The organism is Microvirga yunnanensis (assembly GCF_025460875.1).
This window is the reverse complement of the sequence record NZ_JAMXFI010000028.1, coordinates 19,315-34,493: the sequence shown is the minus strand read 5'-3', so window position 1 is coordinate 34,493 and position 15,179 is coordinate 19,315. Positions and strand designations below refer to the sequence as shown.

Below are 15,179 nucleotides of genomic sequence, written 5' to 3'. Positions count from 1 at the left end.
TCAAACCCGGCCGAGATGGATTGCGCAACCATGCCCGATGAAGAGACCAACGTCACGTTCGGCGACCTGGATTTCGACACCATCGAAACGGCCGTCATGGAGACGGCGCGAGGCCGCTGGTTCCTGAAGGAATTCGCCAGGCGCAACCGCCATGCGGACACGCAAGCCATCCTCGAGGCGCTGAGCCGCCTGAAGGAACAGCCGCTCGACGCCGGGGCGGCCGAGCCCTTCAGGGCCGTTCTCGAGAAGCTGGTTGCCCTGATCCGGCAGACCAAGGCGGAGGTCCGGTCCTTTCCGGCGCTCGACGCCGGCGACCCCATGAACGGCCTCTCGGAGGCGGAATTCCAGGAAGCGGCCGAGCAGCGCATCCGGCGCCTGGTGTCGACGCTTCATGACGTGGAAACCGCGGTCCAGAGCCTGATCGATCACAGCCGCGTGGAGATCGACCGGACGGAAGTCACCTTGGAAGCCGGCCCTTTCGAGGGTGAGAAGGTCCAGCATCTCCACCCGCACCCTGCCTTCCTGATGTAGAGGCAGCTAGTGATCGGAATGGGCCTTCTCGATATTGGAGAAGAACTGCCGGGCGCTCTCCTGCCAGGTGAAGGTCTCGCCATAGGCCCGACACCGCTCCTGCGGGATTGCGAGGGCCCCGAGGGCGGCCTCCCGCAGATCCCATGAGAGGACGCCGCAGCCCGACGGTCCGATCACGTCGAGCGGGCCCGTGACCGGGAAGGCCGCGATCGGCAGGCCCGACGCCAGGGCCTCGATCAGCACGATGCCGAACGTGTCGGTCAGGCTCGGGAACACGAAGACGTCCGACGAGGCGTAGACCCGGGCCAGATCCTCGCCCGTGAGAGCCCCGAGGAACCGGGCCTCGGGATAGGTCCGCTCGAGGTCCATGCGGGCCGGGCCGTCCCCGACCACGACCTTCGCGCCGGGCAGGTCGAGGCTCAGGAACGCGTCCAGGTTCTTCTCCACCGCGACGCGCCCGACATAGAGGAAGATGGGCCCGGCCGCGTCCAGGATCCGGTCGGTTCGGGGCCGGAACAGGCCGGTATCGACGCCCCGGGTCCAGCGCATGATGTTCCCGAAGCCGCGCCCGGCCAGCTCCCGCTCCAGGGACGGCGTGCTCACCATCATGGCGCGGGCGGCCCGGTGGAAGCGCCTCAGCGCCCCGTAGGACCAGGCCTCCGGGATCCTGGTGCGGGCCGCGACATATTCCGGGAACCGCGTGTGGTAGCTCGTGGTGAAGGCCCGCTCCTGGCGGGCGCAGGTCAACCGGGTCGCGAGCCCGATGGGTCCTTCCGTGGCGATGTGGACATGGGTCGGCCGGACGTCCTCGAGAATTCCCGCGACGGATCCGGGTCCCACCAGGGAGAGGCGGATCTCCGGATAGGTCGGCATGGGGACGGAGCGGAACCGCTCGGGCGTGAGGAAGACGACCTCGGCGCCGAAGCGCGGCGCCTCGACGGCCATGTGTTCCAGGGAGCGGACGACCCCGTTGATCTGGGGCCGCCAGGCGTCGGTTGCGATCAGGAGGCGCATCAGGCGGCCTTTTCGCTGATGGCCGGGGCGGCCAGGTCCGGTTCCCGGGTCACCTCCAGCTGGACCTCCGTCCATCGGATGAGCTGGAACGAGCCGTCGTAGTGCTCGACCACGGCCGTGCAGGACTCGACCCAGTCACCCGTGTTCACGTAGGCGACCCCGAACTGGTCATGCATGGTGGCGTGATGGATATGCCCGCAGATCACCCCGTCGGCCTGCTGCCGGTGCGCCTCCGCGGCGAGAAGCTCCTCGAACCGGCTGATGAAGTTCACCGCGTTCTTGACCCGCAGCTTGGCCCAGGACGACAGCGACCAGTAGGTCAGCCCGAGGCGGCGCCTCACCATGTTGAGATAGGTGTTGACGAAGAGCGCCGCCGAATAGGCTCCGTCTCCGAGGAGGGCCAGCCAGCGCGCATGCCTGACGACGAGATCGAACTGGTCCCCATGGATCACGAGGTAGCGCTTGCCGTCGGCGGTTTCGTGCACCGCGTAATCGGCCAGCTCGATCCCGCCCAGATTGACCCCGATATAGTCGCGCAGGAACTCGTCGTGATTGCCCGGCAGGTAGATGAGGCGGGCGCCTTTGCGAACCTTGCGCAGGAGCTTCTGGACCACGTCGTTATGGGCCTGCGGCCAGTACCAGCCGGATTTCAGCTTCCAGCCGTCGACGATGTCGCCCACGAGATAGATCGTGTCGGCGTCGTAGGCCTTGAGAAAATCCAGCAGCGCGTCCGCCTGGCAGCCCTTCGTGCCGAGATGGAGGTCGGACAGGAACAACGTCCGTACGCGCAGAGCATTCACATCCTGAGCCATGGGCTTCTCCGGCGGGCTTGCTGGAGAACAGCCAAACGGATTCGCGTCTCGTCGCCGTGACGGTTTTCCTGCAGATTTGTGACGGCAGCCCCTGCCCCGCAGTCCAGGGCCGGTCCGACGGAGCGCGCCCTCCCTCTGCCGTCACCGACAGGAACGCCACCGTCTCCCCGTCATCACCGGGCTTGTCCCGGTGATCTCGATACGGTGAAGCGCCGCACCTCACCGCATCGGGATGGCCGGCACAAGGCCGGCCATGACGTGCGGAGGGTGGCAGGACAGAGAGGGGTCAGGGTGGCCCGGCCATGACGTGCGGAGGGGCGGAGGACGGGGCAGCTTGAACGGGCGAGCGCGGACAGGCGCTGCGTCCCGGTCCCGCCTCGGGCGAAAAGTCCGGTTCCCAGAACGGACGGTTTGCCGTAGAGCCGTGTCGTCGGATCGGCGGAGATCGTGGATGAACGGACCTGACATCGTCGGGCTGGTCGGGGTTGTGGCCTACCTGTCGGCCTATGGGCTCTTGCAGCTCGGCGCCCTGAAGGTCGAGGACAACCTTTATGCCCTCCTCAATGCCCTGGGAGCGCTGCTGATCCTCTACTCCCTGCTGTTCGACTTCAACCTCGCGTCCTTCGTGACCCAGACGGCATGGCTGATCCTGACGGCGATCGGATTCGTCCGATCCCATGTCAAGCGCTCGCGGGCGGTCCAATCCTGAACCCTTGCCCTCACCCCCTGCCCTGAAGCCGCATCCGAACCCATGCGCCGGGCGCAGGGGTTTGCGCACCGATTGGGGGTTCACGGGACGGCCCGTCCGTGGTTGGCTGCACCCTTCCAAGCGACGCCAGCCGTGAAAACCCCTCTCCCGTGAAACCTCTTCTGGGGATCTCCCTCAAAGTCACCTCCGCCGTCGTCTTCACGATGATGTCGGCGACCCTCAAGACGCTCGCCGCCCGCTACCCTGTCGGAGAGATCGTCTTCTTCCGCTCGGCCTTCGCCCTGCTGCCGCTGCTGCTGTGGCTGGGATGGCAGGGAGACCTCGTCAACGCGGTGCGGACGCGGAACGTGGTCGGTCACTTCAAGCGCGGGTTCATCGGCACGGGTGCCATGTATCTCGGGTTCGCCGCCCTCTCCTACCTGCCGCTCCACGACGCCATCGCGATCGGCTATGCGTCCCCCCTGATCGCGGTGATCCTGGCGGCGCTCCTCCTGAAGGAGACGGTGCGCGCCTACCGGTGGACGGCGGTCGGCATCGGGTTCGTGGGCGTGCTGATCATGCTGTCGCCCTATCTGAAGGTCGGAACTTTCGGCGCGGACCTGAACGCCGGTCCCACGCTCGGCGCCATGCTGGCCCTCACCGGCGCCTTCTGCTCGGCCGGCGCCATGATCCAGGTCCGGCGCCTGACCGACACGGAGAAGACCGGCGCCATCGTGTTCTACTTCTTCATCATGGCGTCCGGCCTGTCGCTCTGCACCCTGGCGCTGGGCTGGCGCATGCCGGATTCCACGGACCTCGCCCTGTTCGTCCTCATCGGTATCCTGGGTGGCGTCGGCCAGATCCTGGTCACGCAATCCTACCGCTATGCGGACACCTCGGTGATCGCGCCGTTCGAATACACCACCATGATCTGGGCGCTCCTGTTCGGCTGGTTCATGTTCGGTGACCTGCCCACCCTGACCGTGCTCGTCGGCGCCGCCATCGTGGCCGCGACCGGCCTCTTCATCGTCTGGCGCGAGCACCGGCTCGGGCTCCTGCGGACCAGGGCCCTGCAGGTCGCGCCCCAGAGGCCCGGGGTCTGAACCTGAAAAGCGAAGGCCATGCGCCTCCGGCGCTTGACCCGTTCGGCCGATTCCCGCACAACCGTTTTGAGGAACGAACGTTCTCTATTTCGGAACAGAGGCAGTGATGGGCGTCGAGGGCAAAGAGCGGAGCCGGGACCTGGAGACGGGTGCGCAGGTTCTGTCCGGCAACATGGGCAAGACGATCCAGCGGCTGCGCAAGGCCTACAACCTGTCCCTGTCGGAACTCGCCGAACAATCCGGCGTGGCGAAGTCGATCATCAGCCAGATCGAGCGCAACGAGACCAACCCGACCCTCGCCACCATCTGGCGGCTGAGCCAGGCTCTGGACGTCTCCATCGAACGGGTTCTCGCCTCCGGGGACGAGGAGCCCTTCATCGAGAAATCCTCCAAGGCCGACACCCCGATCCTCGTGTCCGAGGACGGCAAGATGCGCCTGGCCATCATCGGCTGGCTCAAGACCATCGAGTGGCTGCAATGGTACGACGTGCAGTCGGAGCCCGGCGGGGTGCTCGATTCCGACAGCCACCAGCGCGGCTCGGTGGAATGCCTGTCGGTCCTGGAGGGCGAGTTCGAGGTCGAGGTCGGCGGCGTGATCCAGCAGGCGAAGGCCGGCGAAAGCCTGCGCTATCGCTGCGACCGTCCCCATTCGGTGCGCTGCATCGGCGATGCGCCGGGCCGGGCCACCATGGTGTGCATCCTGAAGGCCGCCGTGATGGATTGACGCCCGGGGCTTCGCCTCCCGGGTCGTCCAGATCCGACACCCTCCGACGTCATGGCCCGGCTCGTCCCGGCCGTCCCGATCCGGCGAGGCTCCACGCTTCAGACAACCGGGATCACCGGCACGAGGCCGGTGATGACGGAGGGAAGCAATCGTTGGAGCCGTCCCCGACGCGGTCGAGCGCCGAACCGCCCCGTCACTCCGGCTTCTTGAAGCCCTGCTTCGGCGGCAGCGACAGGAGGTATTCGGCCATGGCCCGACGGTCCCCGTCGGGCAGGTGAGCCGTATTGGCCACCACGGCGCCCATCGGTCCGCCGACCGTGTCGAAATTCGGCGTCTCGCCGGTCTTCAGCAGGGTCGTGAGGTCGTCCGGCGTCCAGCCGCCGATTCCGGTCGGATGCGGGGTGATGTTCGGCACGGTCCCACGCCCCTCCGGATCGGGGCCGCCGGCGAAGCGCCGTTCCTCGATGATGGCTCCCGCCATGTTGCGCTCGCTGTGGCACTCGGCGCAGTGGCCCGGCCCGTTCACCAGATAGGCGCCCCGGTTCAGGCTCTCGGACTTGGCCGGATCCGGCCGGAAGGCTTGGCCGTCCAGGAAGGCGAGCTTCCACAGGCCGAGGCCCCGGCGAATGTTGTAGGGGAACGGCAGCTCGTGGTCCGGGGCCCGCCCTGCGACCGGCTGAAGCGTCATGATGAACGCGAAGAGGTCGCCGAGATCCTCGGGGCTCATGCGCTGATAGCTGGTATAGGGGAAGGCCGGATAGTAATGGCGGCCGTCGGGCGAGAGGCCCTGGCGCATGGCGCGGACGAAATCCGCCGTGGTCCAGGAGCCGATGCCGTCCTGCTTGTGGGGCGAGATGTTCGGGACGTGGAAGGTGCCGAACGGCGATTTCAGCGCATAACCTCCCCCGAGCCGCAGCTTGTCGTCCTGGTTGGGCACCGCGTGGCAGGAGGTGCAGCCGCCCGCGAAGAACAGGGTGCGGCCGTTCTCCGTGTTGGGCTGGCGGGCCGGCCCGGAGGCGGCTTCGGGAGAGGCCTGGCCGTTGCCCCGGATGAGGGCGTAGGCCGCCGGAGAGGTCAGGCCCCAGAAGCCCCCCGCCCCGACCAGGACCAGAACCAGAAGAGCCACGATCGCCTTGCGCATGCCGTTCTCCAAACGAAACGGGCGGCCGACGGCCGCCCATTCTAAAGCTTCTCAGGCCTTACGAGCTCTTCTTGCGGAACTCGTTGTGGCAGGTGCCGCAGTTCTGCAGCACCTTCGGCATCTCCGTCTTGAACGAGGCCTCGTCCTTGATCGTCGCCAGGGCGGTCTGGGCATCCTGGCTCATCTTGTTCCCATAGGACTCGAACTTGGCCTTGTTCTCCCAGACGGACGGCAGGGCCTCGGTCTTGGGCGCGTCCTTCGAGTTCTCGGGGAACAGGGCCACGAACTTCTTCGGGTTCTCGGCGAGGACCTTCAGGCTGGCCTGAACCTTGGCGAGATCGAAAGGCTCCTGGCCGCGCATCATGCCGCCGATGGGCCGGGTCTGGGCGGCCATCTCCTTCATGAGACCCTGGCGCTGCTCGACCACATTGCTTTGCGCAATGGCGGCCGTCACTCCGAGCGCCAGAAGGCTGGCGACGAGAATAGTAGACTTCATATGTTCCTTCCCCTCATGGGCGCGATCGATGCGGTCCGGACGAAGCATCGTCAGCGGGCCGGCATTAGGGCACATCTCGCCAAGCTTGAGCACTCTACCTTAGAACACATCTATGTGAGGTGCGCGTCCCGGGAGCCTATTCCACAGGCTCGCCGGAGGCGGCCCAATCCTTGAACCCGCCCTTGTAGTGCTCGCGGATGTCGCGGCCGGCCGCCTGGGCGAATTCGATGGCCCGCACGGATCGGACACCGGCCGCGCACGAGAACACGATTCGCTTGCCCTCGGGCAGCGCCGACGGATCGAAGGAGGAGAGCGGATGGGACACGGCCCCGGGGATGTGGCCGGCGGCGAATTCGTGCGGCTCGCGGACGTCGACGAGCACGAACGAGCCCTCCTGCAGGCCCTGCTTGACGGCCTCGCGGTCGAGATCGATGACTTTGGGCGCTTCGCTCATGAAAAATCCTCCCTGCGGCGGGTCACACTCATACCGGCTTCGCAGGGAGGAGCGCAATCGGGCCACCCCGTCAGGCGAGCGGGGGAATCCGCAGCACCCAGCCGGGCTGAATCATGTCCGGATCCTTGACCGGCGGAGAGTTCGCCTTGACGATCTCGGTGTATTTCGCGCCCTTGCCCTTGCCGTAGTGCTTCTCGGCGATCTCCCAGAGGGTGTCGCCCTTCTGGACCGTGTACATGGTCGAGGTCGGCGCGGGCTGCTGCACCTGGAGTTCGCTCGTGTCGACCTCGGCCACCCCATAGGTGTTGCCGAGGGACAGGATGATCTTCTCGGCCTCCTCCTGGTTGGTCGCCTGGCCGGACAGCTTCACCTTGTCGCCTTCGACCTGGATGCCGAGCTTGCTCGCGTCGAACCCATGGCCCTGGACCTCCTGCTGCAGCTTCTCGGGCGTGGCCGCGGCCGCGCTGCCGCCGAAGATCTTCGCTCCGGCCTCCTTGATGAACTTGAACAGACCCATATCGTCCTCCTTTGGCTCCTGCCCGGCTCATGATGGCCAAGCTGGGAGGAAGACGCGCGGTGAACTCAACGGTTCCGGTCAGGCCAGGGACGAGAAGACGTCGGCGAGCGATGGCAGGCGATCCTTGAGCCGGAGCAGTCCGATCAGCTCGATCTGCGCGATGGCGGTCTCGAATTCCACGTCGGTCTCGTGATCGAGCCGCTCCTCGAAGGCCGCGAGGATCTCCTCCTTCGAGCGCCCCTTCACGGCCATGATGAAGGGGAAGCCGAATTTCTGCCGGTAGGCGTCGTTCAGCTTCAGGAACCGGTCGCGGTCCGCCTCGGTCAGGCTGTCGAGCCCGGCGGAGGATTGCTCGCTGCGGGAATCCGCCGTGAGGTCGGCGAGCTTCAGGCGGCCGGCCAGATCCGGATGGGCGTTGATCAGCGCCTGCTTCTGCTCGTGGGTCGCCTCCGAGAGCACCTGCACCATGGCGGCATGAAGGCCCTCCGCCGTATCCTGCCCGGCGGTCAGCCCGGCCTCGTAGGCGTGCTCGGCGATCCAGGGCGAATGCTCGAAGATGTCGCCGAAGAGCTCGACGAACACCACCCGGCTCATGCGGCTGGGCCTCACGTCGGCCGGGCGGTGACGGCGGATCCAGTGGCGCGCGATGTCGACGCGCCGCGCCACCCAGACCTTCTCGTGGGACGCCACGTAGTCGAGGAAGCGGGCGAGCGCCGCGGCCCGGCCGGGGCGGCCGACGAGCCGGCAATGGAGGCCGACCGACAGCATCTTCGGCGCGGTCTCGCCCTCCGCATAGAGCGTGTCGAAGCTGTCCTTCAGATAGGCGAAGAACTGGTCGCCCGCGTTGAAGCCCTGCGGGGTGGCGAAGCGCATGTCGTTGGCGTCGAGCGTATAGGGCACGATCAGCTGGGACCGGTCCCCGTGCTGCTCCCAGTAGGGCAGCTCGTCCGCGTAGGAATCGGCGCTGTAGAGGAAGCCGCCCTCCTCCGCCACCAGGCGGTTGGTATGCTCCGAGGTGCGGCCCGTGTACCATCCGAGGGGCCGCTCGCCCGTCACCTCGGTGTGGATGCGGATCGCCTCCTTGAGGTGCGCCCGCTCCTCCTCGGCCGAAAAATCCCGGTAGTCGATCCATTTCAGCCCGTGGCTGGCGATCTCCCAGTTCGCCTCCTTCATGGCGGCGACCGCGTCCGGGTTGCGCATGAGCGCCGTGGCGACCCCGTAGACGGTCACCGGCATGTTGCGCTGCGTGAACATGCGCCACAGGCGCCAGAAGCCCGCGCGGGAACCGTATTCGTAGATCGACTCCATGCTCATGTGCCGCTGGCCGAGCCAGGGCTGCGCCCCGACGATCTCCGACAGGAACGCCTCGGAGGCCCGGTCGCCGTGCAGGATGCTGTTCTCGCCGCCCTCCTCGTAGTTGATCACGAACTGGAGGCAGATGCGGGCCCCGTTGGGCCAGCCGGCATCGGGCGGGTTGCGGCCGTAGCCGACGAGGTCGCGGGGATAGGAGGTGTCGGGCAAGGTCAGCTTCCTCGATAGGTGGAATAGCTCCACGGCGAGACGAGGAGCGGGACGTGATAATGCCCGTCGGGCTCCGCGATGGTGAAGCGGATCGGCACGACGTCCAGGAACGGCGGATCGGCCGTGGCGGTGCCCAAGGATCTGAAATAGGCCCCGACCGCGAAGACGATCTCATAGGTTCCGGCGTGGAAGGCCTCGCCGATCATCAGCGGCGCATCCGTGCGCCCGTCCGCATTGGTGGTCGTGCGCATGACCGAGCGGCGCTGGGTCCCTTCGAGGGCGAAAAGCTCGATGGCCACGCCCCTGGCGGGTGTGCCGTTGGCGGTATCGAGAACGTGGGTGGACAGGCGTCCCATGAAACCTCGCGGCAGGTCTTGCGTCCTTCGGGCTGTGGACTCTTCCGGGACCATGCTCCGCCGTCAAGCGCATCCATAAGTCTAGTTGCACAAGTCTTGGGCTTCCGCGACAGGGATCCTGTTGAAAAACCGGCAGGACGGGCCTTCCGCCGAGGGAGGCCGGGGCCTAGGCTGTGACGTCCTTCTCTGACCAAGTGGCTGCATGATCGACCCGCAAATCTCCGAATGGATCAGCCAGCTCATCCGCTGGGTCCATGTGATCACGGCCATCGCCTGGATCGGCTCGTCCTTCTATTTCATCCATCTGGACCTCAGCCTCAAGAAGCGCGAGGGGCTGCCCGAGGGCGTCGGGGGCGAGGCCTGGCAGGTCCATGGCGGCGGGTTCTACAACATGCGCAAGTATCTCGTTGCGCCGCCCGAGCTGCCCAAGGAGCTGACCTGGTTCAAGTGGGAGAGCTATTCCACCTGGATCAGCGGCTTCTTCCTCATCGTGTGGGTCTACTACCTCCACGCGGACCTCTACACCATCGACCCGACCGTGCGGGCTCTCGAGGCCTGGCAGGCGCCGGCCATCGGGATCGGCGGCATCGCCCTGAGCTGGCTGGTCTATGAGGGTCTCTGCCGGTCGCCGTTGGGCAAGAACGGCGTCGTCCTGGGTGTGGCGCTCTTCGCCTATATCCTGCTCGCAGCTTTCGCGTTCACGCAGGTGTTCAACGGACGCGCGGCGTTCCTTCATACCGGCGCCATGATCGCCACCTGGATGTCGGCGAGCGTCTTCTTCATCATCATCCCGAACCAGAAGAAGGTCGTGGCGACCCTGCTTGCCGGCGGCTCGCCCGACCCGAAGCTCGGCAAGGAAGCCAAGCTGCGCTCGACGCACAACAACTATCTCACGCTGCCCGTCATCTTCCTGATGCTGTCGAACCACTACCCGCTCGCCTGGTCGTCGCGCTACGCGGTCGCCATCATCGGGCTGATCGTGATCGCCGGCGCCGTGATCCGGCACTTCTTCAACGCGCAGCATGCGGGCAAGGGCTCGCCCTGGTGGACCTGGGCCGTGGCGGCGCTCTGCGTCTGGGCCGCGATCTGGCTCTCGATCATCGGCAAGCCGGGGAACGCCAACCTGGCGGCGGCCCCGACCGGTGCGACACCCGCGACCGTCGCGGCCGCCTTCGACGAGGCCGTGCTCACCATCCAGTCGCGCTGCTCCATGTGCCATGCGGCCGAGCCGGTCTGGGAGGGGATCACGATCGCCCCCAAGGGCGTGCGCCTCGACACGCCCGAGGAGGTCGCCCGTCATGCGGAGATCATCCGGGTCCAGAGCGTGCTGACCCACGCTATGCCGCCCAACAACGTGACCGAGATGACCCTGGACGAGCGCAAGGCCGTGGCAGCCTGGCTGGCCGCCAGGGACACCGCCACGCGCTGAAGCACAACCCTGCACCGACAACGACAACCCATGGAGGATCCCGTGACCGAACTCACCCTCGAGACGGCCCAGAAAATCGCGACCGCCACCCTCAAGACCGGGCGGGAAAAATCCTTCAAGCCGCTGTCCGTGGTCGTGTACGATGCCCGCGGAGCCCTCAAGGCCCTCCTGTCCGAGGACGGCACCAGCCTCAAGCGGGCCGAGATCGCCATGGGCAAGGCCTATGGCGCCCTGGCCCTCGGGGTGGGCTCGCGCGCCCTTCACAAGATGGCGACCGACCGGCCCTATTTCGTCGCCTCCGCCACCCATGCGGTCGGCGGGCAGCTCGTGCCCGTTCCGGGCGGGGTGCTGATCAAGGACGGACAGGGGCAAACCCTGGGTTCGGTGGGGGTCTCCGGCGACACCTCGGACAACGACGAGATCGCCGCAGCCGGCGGGATCGAGGCCGCCGGACTGGTGTTCGACACCGGCGCCTGAGCGCCTCCCCAAACGTCAAGTACTTGAAAGCAATGAACTTTATTGACTTTTCGGGATAGTACTGGACATAAACAGTTGATTGATCAACAAATAGGGCAAGGTCACTGCCCTAAAGGTCCTGACCGAGATAATCCAGAACCCTGAAATATAATCAGAAAGGGAACGCGTCCGATGTCATCATGGATCAAACGCACGGCTCTTGCCGCCGTCGCCACGGCCGCCCTCATGGGCGGCGCGTCGGCTGAAGTCGTCTACAACCGCGCCAATTCGGGCGAGCCGGAAACGCTCGACACCCACAAGACCTCGACCGTCCAGGAATCCCACATTCTGCGCGACATGCTCGAAGGCCTGGTGACCTACAACGCCAAGGGCGAAGCCGTTCCCGGTCAGGCCGCGAAATGGGAGATCAGCGACGACGGGAAGACCTATCGCTTTACGCTTCGTGATGGTCTGAAGTGGTCGAACGGCGATCCGGTCACGGCCGAGGATTTCGTCTACTCCTACCGCCGCATCATGGATCCGGCGACGGGCGCGAAATACGCCAACATCCTGTATCCCATCAAGAATGCCGAGAAGATCAACAAGGGCCAGGGCAAGCCGGAAGAACTCGGCGTGAAGGCGCTCGACCCCAAGACGGTCGAGATCACCCTCGAGGCGCCGACCCCCTACTTCATCGAGCTTCTGACCCACCAGACCAGCCAGCCGGTTCACAAGGCCTCGGTCGAAAAGTTCGGCAAGGACTTCGTGAAGCCGGGCAACATGGTGACGAACGGCGCCTACAAGCTGGTCGAGTTCGTGCCGAACTCCCACATCAAGCTCGTCAAGAACGAGAACTACTACGACGCCAAGAACGTCCAGATCGACACGGTCAACTACTTCCCGACCCCAGACTTCGCCGCCATGGTGCGCCGCTACGAGGCGGGCGAGCTCGACACCACGGACGACGTCCCGGCCGACCAGATGAAGTCGCTCAAGGAGCGCTTCAAGGATCAGGTCCGCCTCGGCCCGTATCTCGGCACCTGGTACATGGTGGTGAACTCCTCCAAGGCTCCCTTCAACGACGTGAAGGTGCGCCAGGCTCTGTCCATGCTGATCGACCGCGAGTTCATCGCGGAGCAGATCTGGGGCCAGACCATGCAGCCGGGCTACTCGTTCATGCCTCCGGGCGTGGGCAACTACGGCGACCCGGCCTACATGTCCTACAAGGACCAGTCCCCGATCGACCGCGAGGACGCCGCCAAGAAGCTTCTCACGGAAGCGGGCTTCGGCCCGGGCAAGCCGCTGAAGGTCGAGATCCGTTACAACACCACGGACAACAACCGGAACACGGTCATCGCCATCTCCGAGCAGTGGAAGCAGGCCGGCATCGAGACGTCGTTCATCAACACGGACGGCAAGACCCACTTCGCGCATCTGCGTGACGGCGGCGACTTCGACGTGGCCCGCTACGGCTGGATCGCCGACTACTCGGATCCGAACAACTTCCTGTTCCTGCTCAAGAGCGACAACAAGGGCTTCAACTACGGCAAGTACAACAATCCGCAGTTCGACAAGCTGCTCGACGATGCCGCCAAGGAGCTGGACCTGAAGAAGCGCGCCGACATGCTCAAGCAGGCCGAGGCGATCCTCATGAAGGACATGCCCTGGATCCCGATCATGTACTACGGCAAGAGCAACCTGATCTCGCCGAAGATCAAGGGCTTCGTGCAGAACACCCGGGGCGTCTATCCGACGCGGTTCCTGTCGAAGACGCAGTAAAAATAAATCTGATAAGGGGGGCGGTCTGCTCGTCAGGCCGCCCTATTCTTTTATTGTTATGCTGTAGCAGCAGGAGGAGCTTCCCATGCTCTCCTTCATCTTTCGCCGCTTCCTGTCGGCCATCCCTACCCTTTTCATCATCGTGACGATCTCGTTCTTCCTGATCCGGCTCGCCCCCGGCGGGCCGTTCGATCTGGAGCGGCCGCTCGAGGCCAAGGTGATGGAAAACCTCAACCGGATCTACCAACTCGACAAGCCGCTCTTCCAGCAATACCTGCTCTATCTCGGCGCGGTCGTGCGGGGCGATTTCGGGCCGTCCTTCATCCTGCGCGACTTCTCGGTGGGCGAGCTGTTCGCCCGTGGCCTGCCGATCTCGATGACCCTGGGAGCGCTCGCGCTCTCCTTCGCCGTCCTCGTCGGCGGCACCCTCGGGTCCATCGCGGCCCTGCGCCAGAACAGCACCGTCGACTACCTGGTCACGGGAATGGGCGCGCTCGGCCTCACCATCCCGAACTTCGTGGTGGCGCCGATCCTCCAGATCGTCTTCGGCCTGGCGCTCGCGTGGCTTCCGGTGGCCGGTTGGGCCAACGGCAACGTCCGCAACCTCATCCTGCCGGTTCTCGTGCTGTCCCTGCCGCAGATCGCGGTCGTCGCGCGCATGACCCGCGCGGCCATGATCGAGAACCTTCGTTCCAACCACATCCGCACCCTGCGGTCGCTGGGCCTGCCCACCCGGGTGATCGTGGCCCATGCCCTGCGCGGGGCGGCCCTGCCGGTGGTGTCCTATCTCGGACCGGCGGCGGCGGCCCTGCTCACCGGCTCGGTCGTGGTGGAGACGATCTTCGGCCTGCCGGGCATCGGTCGCTACTTCGTCGAAGGCGCCCTCAACCGTGACTACACCCTCGTCATGGGCACGGTGGTCGTGGTGGCGGTCTTCGTGCTGCTCTTCAACCTCGTGGTCGATATCCTCTACGCCCTTATCGATCCGCGCATTCGCTACGAGTGAGATCTCCCATGGCCGAAGGCGCCGTTCTTCCCGTCGAGACCATGACGGGCCCCATCACCGGACGTTCCCTCTGGGCCGAGGCCCGGGGCCGTCTCATCCGCAACCGCGCGGCGCTCACCAGCATCATCGTGCTGGGCCTGATCGCCCTCGCCTGCATCTTCGGCCCGTTCTTCACGGGCCATCCCTTCGACCGGGTCTATCCGGATTACGTGAAGGTGCCGGCGAGCCTGGAAGCCTATCCGAAGGCCGACCAGATCGAGCCGAACATCGAGCGCATCGGCGCCCGCGTCCGGGCCAAGGCCGAGGGCATCACGGTCGACGACGACGTCGTCCACATGACGCTCGTCAGCTCGAGCAGCCGGCCGATCGACGAGCGGCTTCTGGCCTATTTCGAGCGCTCGGACCTGTTCGGGCCGGCGCGCATCGTCGAGAAGCAGCAGGAGGGCCAGCGTCTCGTGGTCGACGTGCCCCTGAAGCGCCAGTATTTCTTCTTCGGCACCGACACCAACGGGCGCGACCTTCTCACGCGCACCATGAAGGCCGGCCAGGTGTCGCTCGCCATCGGCCTGCTCGCCACCTTCGTGGCGATCCTGATCGGGGTGATCTACGGCGCCACGTCGGGCTATCTCGGCGGGCGCGTCGACCTCGTGATGATGCGCGTCGTGGACATCCTCTACTCGCTGCCCTTCATCTTCTTCGTGATCATGCTGGTCGTGTTCTTCGGCCGCAACTTCGTGCTGATGTTCATCGCGGTCGGCGCGGTCGAATGGCTCGACATGGCGCGCATCGTCCGCGGGCAGACGCTGTCCATCAAGCGGCAGGAATACGTCCAGGCGGCCGAGGCGCTCGGCGTCGAGACGAAGGGCATCATCCGCCGCCACGTGATCCCCAACACGCTGGGGCCCGTCGTGGTCTACATGACCCTGCTCGTCCCCAAGGTCATCCTTCTGGAGAGCTTCCTGTCCTTCCTGGGGCTGGGCGTCCAGGAGCCCAACACCAGTCTCGGCGTGCTGATCTCCGAAGGCGCCAAGAACATCCAGGGCGCGACCTGGATGCTGATCTATCCCTCCATCACGCTCGTCGCGATCCTCTTCTGCCTGAACTTCATCGGCGACGGCCTGCGCGATGCTCTCGACCCGAAGGATCGCTGAC

At 65.7% G+C, this 15,179-nt stretch carries 17 protein-coding genes; 9 read left to right on the top strand and 8 right to left on the bottom strand.

The window, feature by feature from the left end; genetic code table 11:
• Window positions 1-30: 30 nt before the first annotated feature.
• The gene (locus NF876_RS15740) at window positions 31-531 is read left to right on the top strand and encodes a hypothetical protein (protein WP_262269737.1); all 501 of its coding nucleotides are present in this window, start codon (window positions 31-33) and stop codon (window positions 529-531) included.
• 6 nt (window positions 532-537) lie between these two features.
• Here the strand turns inward: NF876_RS15740 and NF876_RS15735 are convergent, their stop codons facing one another.
• Both NF876_RS15735 and NF876_RS15730 read right to left on the bottom strand, forming a co-directional pair.
• Window positions 538-1,545, bottom strand: a complete 1,008-nt coding sequence (locus NF876_RS15735) for a glycosyltransferase family 4 protein (protein WP_315975046.1) — start codon at window positions 1,543-1,545, stop codon at window positions 538-540.
• Complete coding sequence (locus NF876_RS15730) at window positions 1,545-2,357, bottom strand: UDP-2,3-diacylglucosamine diphosphatase (protein ID WP_262269736.1); 813 nt, start codon at window positions 2,355-2,357, stop codon at window positions 1,545-1,547. The genes NF876_RS15735 and NF876_RS15730 overlap by 1 nt, the downstream gene beginning before the upstream one ends.
• Window positions 2,358-2,808: 451 nt before the next feature.
• Here NF876_RS15730 and NF876_RS15725 point away from each other — a divergent pair, with 451 nt between their 5' ends.
• From NF876_RS15725 to NF876_RS15715, 3 genes are all read left to right on the top strand, one after another.
• Window positions 2,809-3,066, top strand: coding sequence for a CBU_0592 family membrane protein (locus NF876_RS15725; RefSeq protein WP_262269735.1), 258 nt, complete (start codon window positions 2,809-2,811; stop codon window positions 3,064-3,066).
• 149 nt (window positions 3,067-3,215) lie between these two features.
• The gene (locus NF876_RS15720) at window positions 3,216-4,148 is read left to right on the top strand and encodes a DMT family transporter (protein WP_262269734.1); all 933 of its coding nucleotides are present in this window, start codon (window positions 3,216-3,218) and stop codon (window positions 4,146-4,148) included.
• A 106-nt stretch (window positions 4,149-4,254) separates the two neighbouring features.
• Window positions 4,255-4,872 carry a helix-turn-helix domain-containing protein gene (locus NF876_RS15715; RefSeq protein WP_262269733.1) on the top strand — a complete coding sequence of 206 codons (618 nt, stop codon included), beginning with the start codon at window positions 4,255-4,257 and terminating at the stop codon, window positions 4,870-4,872.
• Between the two features lie 193 nt (window positions 4,873-5,065).
• Here NF876_RS15715 and NF876_RS15710 read toward each other — a convergent pair whose 3' ends face one another.
• The 6 genes from NF876_RS15710 to uraH form a co-directional block, all read right to left on the bottom strand.
• On the bottom strand, window positions 5,066-6,013 hold the full coding sequence (locus NF876_RS15710; protein ID WP_262269732.1) for a cytochrome c: 948 nt from the start codon (window positions 6,011-6,013) through the stop codon (window positions 5,066-5,068).
• A 58-nt stretch (window positions 6,014-6,071) separates the two neighbouring features.
• Window positions 6,072-6,509 carry a c-type cytochrome gene (locus NF876_RS15705; protein WP_262269731.1) on the bottom strand — a complete coding sequence of 146 codons (438 nt, stop codon included), beginning with the start codon at window positions 6,507-6,509 and terminating at the stop codon, window positions 6,072-6,074.
• Window positions 6,510-6,645: 136 nt separating this feature from the next.
• On the bottom strand, window positions 6,646-6,963 hold the full coding sequence (locus tag NF876_RS15700) for a rhodanese-like domain-containing protein (protein WP_262269730.1): 318 nt from the start codon (window positions 6,961-6,963) through the stop codon (window positions 6,646-6,648).
• A gap of 70 nt (window positions 6,964-7,033) precedes the next feature.
• Window positions 7,034-7,480 (bottom strand): peptidoglycan-binding protein LysM, encoded by a 447-nt coding sequence (gene lysM, locus NF876_RS15695; protein ID WP_262269729.1) that lies wholly within the window; start codon window positions 7,478-7,480, stop codon window positions 7,034-7,036.
• A 78-nt stretch (window positions 7,481-7,558) separates the two neighbouring features.
• Entirely contained in the window at window positions 7,559-9,001 is a 1,443-nt protein-coding gene (gene puuE, locus NF876_RS15690; protein ID WP_262269728.1) for an allantoinase PuuE, read from the bottom strand.
• A 2-nt stretch (window positions 9,002-9,003) separates the two neighbouring features.
• Window positions 9,004-9,357, bottom strand: a complete 354-nt coding sequence (uraH, locus tag NF876_RS15685; RefSeq protein WP_262269727.1) for a hydroxyisourate hydrolase — start codon at window positions 9,355-9,357, stop codon at window positions 9,004-9,006.
• Window positions 9,358-9,559: 202 nt separating this feature from the next.
• Here uraH and NF876_RS15680 point away from each other — a divergent pair, with 202 nt between their 5' ends.
• The 5 genes from NF876_RS15680 (at window position 9,560) to NF876_RS15660 (ending at window position 15,178) form a co-directional block, all read left to right on the top strand.
• Window positions 9,560-10,786 carry a urate hydroxylase PuuD gene (locus NF876_RS15680; RefSeq protein WP_262269726.1) on the top strand — a complete coding sequence of 409 codons (1,227 nt, stop codon included), beginning with the start codon at window positions 9,560-9,562 and terminating at the stop codon, window positions 10,784-10,786.
• Window positions 10,787-10,828: 42 nt separating this feature from the next.
• Window positions 10,829-11,263 carry a GlcG/HbpS family heme-binding protein gene (locus tag NF876_RS15675; protein WP_262269725.1) on the top strand — a complete coding sequence of 145 codons (435 nt, stop codon included), beginning with the start codon at window positions 10,829-10,831 and terminating at the stop codon, window positions 11,261-11,263.
• 171 nt (window positions 11,264-11,434) lie between these two features.
• Window positions 11,435-13,021 (top strand): peptide ABC transporter substrate-binding protein, encoded by a 1,587-nt coding sequence (locus NF876_RS15670; RefSeq protein WP_262269724.1) that lies wholly within the window; start codon window positions 11,435-11,437, stop codon window positions 13,019-13,021.
• Window positions 13,022-13,106: 85 nt separating this feature from the next.
• A complete protein-coding gene (gene oppB, locus NF876_RS15665) occupies window positions 13,107-14,027 on the top strand; it encodes an oligopeptide ABC transporter permease OppB (protein WP_262269723.1) in 921 nt (306 codons plus the stop codon).
• A gap of 8 nt (window positions 14,028-14,035) precedes the next feature.
• Complete coding sequence (locus tag NF876_RS15660; RefSeq protein ID WP_262269722.1) at window positions 14,036-15,178, top strand: ABC transporter permease subunit; 1,143 nt, start codon at window positions 14,036-14,038, stop codon at window positions 15,176-15,178.
• The last annotated feature ends 1 nt before the right edge of the window (window position 15,179 follow it).

Excerpts from the sequence above, each read along its gene's own strand:
- uraH (WP_262269727.1), bottom strand. The coding sequence starts at position 9,357 with ATGGGACGCCTGTCCACCCACGTTCTCGATACCGCCAACGGCACACCC.
- NF876_RS15730 (WP_262269736.1), bottom strand. The coding sequence starts at position 2,357 with ATGGCTCAGGATGTGAATGCTCTGCGCGTACGGACGTTGTTCCTGTCC.
- NF876_RS15725 (WP_262269735.1), top strand. The coding sequence starts at position 2,809 with ATGAACGGACCTGACATCGTCGGGCTGGTCGGGGTTGTGGCCTACCTG.
- oppB (WP_262269723.1), top strand. The coding sequence starts at position 13,107 with ATGCTCTCCTTCATCTTTCGCCGCTTCCTGTCGGCCATCCCTACCCTT.
- NF876_RS15670 (WP_262269724.1), top strand. The coding sequence starts at position 11,435 with ATGTCATCATGGATCAAACGCACGGCTCTTGCCGCCGTCGCCACGGCC.
- NF876_RS15740 (WP_262269737.1), top strand. The coding sequence starts at position 31 with ATGCCCGATGAAGAGACCAACGTCACGTTCGGCGACCTGGATTTCGAC.
- NF876_RS15660 (WP_262269722.1), top strand. The coding sequence starts at position 14,036 with ATGGCCGAAGGCGCCGTTCTTCCCGTCGAGACCATGACGGGCCCCATC.
- NF876_RS15705 (WP_262269731.1), bottom strand. The coding sequence starts at position 6,509 with ATGAAGTCTACTATTCTCGTCGCCAGCCTTCTGGCGCTCGGAGTGACG.
- NF876_RS15735 (WP_315975046.1), bottom strand. The coding sequence starts at position 1,545 with ATGCGCCTCCTGATCGCAACCGACGCCTGGCGGCCCCAGATCAACGGG.
- NF876_RS15715 (WP_262269733.1), top strand. The coding sequence starts at position 4,255 with ATGGGCGTCGAGGGCAAAGAGCGGAGCCGGGACCTGGAGACGGGTGCG.
- NF876_RS15700 (WP_262269730.1), bottom strand. The coding sequence starts at position 6,963 with ATGAGCGAAGCGCCCAAAGTCATCGATCTCGACCGCGAGGCCGTCAAG.
- lysM (WP_262269729.1), bottom strand. The coding sequence starts at position 7,480 with ATGGGTCTGTTCAAGTTCATCAAGGAGGCCGGAGCGAAGATCTTCGGC.
- NF876_RS15710 (WP_262269732.1), bottom strand. The coding sequence starts at position 6,013 with ATGCGCAAGGCGATCGTGGCTCTTCTGGTTCTGGTCCTGGTCGGGGCG.
- NF876_RS15680 (WP_262269726.1), top strand. The coding sequence starts at position 9,560 with ATGATCGACCCGCAAATCTCCGAATGGATCAGCCAGCTCATCCGCTGG.